General features: G+C 68.5%; 2 protein-coding genes. Both read left to right on the top strand.

The features are described 5' to 3' along the window. On the top strand, positions 1-508 hold a 508-nt coding region (locus tag KBX34_RS32940; RefSeq protein ID WP_210928972.1), incomplete at its 5' end, for an RNA polymerase sigma factor. Further along, positions 505-1308 carry a hypothetical protein gene (locus KBX34_RS32935; protein ID WP_210928971.1) on the top strand — a complete coding sequence of 268 codons (804 nt, stop codon included), beginning with the start codon at positions 505-507 and terminating at the stop codon, positions 1306-1308. The genes KBX34_RS32940 and KBX34_RS32935, both read left to right, overlap by 4 nt. Positions 1309-1525: the final 217 nt, after the last annotated feature.

Here is a 1525-nt window from a genome sequence, read left to right as displayed (position 1 = left end):
CTTCGACCGGTACGCCCGGGCGGTCTACAACCACGCGTTCCGGCTCACCGGCTCGTGGACGCTCGCCGAGGACGTGACGCAGTCCACCTTCCTGGTCGCGTGGCGTAGGCGTGGCGAAGCGGCGGTCCTGGTCGACGGGTTGGCGCTGCCGTGGCTGCTGGTGGTCGCCACCAACACGACCCGCACCGAGTGGCGCTCGGCCCGGCGGTGGTTGGCAGCCCTGCGGAGGTTGCCGCCGGGACGTGGGGTGGAGGCGGACCCGGCGGACGACGTAGTCGCTCGGCTCGATGACGAACGGCGGATGGCCGACGTCCTGGCGGTCGTACGCCGATTACCTCGCGCCGAGCGCGAGGCGGTTGCCCTGTGCCTCTGGTCGGGCGTGCCGTACGCCGAGGCGGCTGCGGTCCTCGGCATCAACGAAGGCGCGCTCCGTTCACGTATCAGTCGCGCACGGGCCCGACTGGCACGGATGGTCGTCGACGGAACCAAGCAGGAGGATGAGCGATGAAGGGCATTTTCGAAACGCCTGTCGAGCGGGATCTGCCGCCCGGCGCGGCGGCGCGGATGCGTTCGGATCTGATGGCCTCTGTCCATCGTCCGCGATCCCGCCGGGCGCTACGGCTCGGAGTGGCCACCTTGGCGACGGCTGCGGCCATGGTCGCCGGTGTGGGGATGGTGCCGAGTGGCGACGATGTGCGGCATCTGGCGATGGGTCCGAGCGAACTGTCACCGACGCTGCGCCGATCAATGGAGCAGTGCCTGTCGTGGAACGAGGAGATGGAGCGGCTTCCGGTGTCGATGGACCAGTTGGCCGTGGCCGCCGAGCAGGATCACCGGGCCGTGGCGCTTTTCATATCGGAGACCGGGTACTTCACCTGTGAAGTCTCCACGGTGCCACATCAGGAGATCAGCGGGGCCGCCAGCAGTGAACGGGACTGGCCACAACGGAACTGGTTGCCCGGCCCGGTCCAGCGACTCCTGCTCGTGTCCAGCAGAGTCAACGGCGGCGACGTCGCGGCGACTGGCCGGGTCAGCGCTCGGGTGCACCGGCTGGTGCTCGAACACGGGGATGGGCAGACGACCACGGCGCGGTTGGCCAACGGTGTGTTCGGCCTGATCACCGAGGATGCCAACGCCAACGAGGGCGCCGAGTTGGTCAGTTACGACGACACCGGTGCCGAAATCGACCGCCGTCCGCTCTTTCGTCCGTCGGACGAGTTCGACCACTGCTACGGGGACCCGTCGGGCACTGTCGTCTACGGCTCGCCCGGCACCAACTGCCTACCCGCGGAGCGTTGGAGCCGGTAGGCAGCGCGGTGGTGCCAGCGACGACCGGGGCTTCCGGCGTCGGACGCGGTGCTTTCGCGCTGTCAGCTCTAGAGCCCCCAGAGGGATCTCAGCGGCGGTCATCGTCCCAGCAACGGCCTTCCAATTTCCAGGGAGGATCAGGAGCGGGGCCTTGCGTTGCGCAGCCTGATGCCACTGAAGCCGACCGAACTGTTGGTCACTACGTCCCAGAAGGACC

It is taken from the genome of Micromonospora sp. M61 (genome assembly GCF_018070245.1).
Lineage (GTDB): Bacteria > Actinomycetota > Actinomycetes > Mycobacteriales > Micromonosporaceae > Micromonospora > Micromonospora zamorensis.
The sequence above is the reverse complement of the archived record's forward strand: the minus strand, read 5'-3'. Positions and strand labels throughout refer to the sequence as shown.

What these genes read in the sequence shown, in the direction of transcription:
- KBX34_RS32935 (WP_210928971.1), top strand. Translation starts at nt 505, where the DNA reads ATGAAGGGCATTTTCGAAACGCCTGTCGAGCGGGATCTGCCGCCCGGC.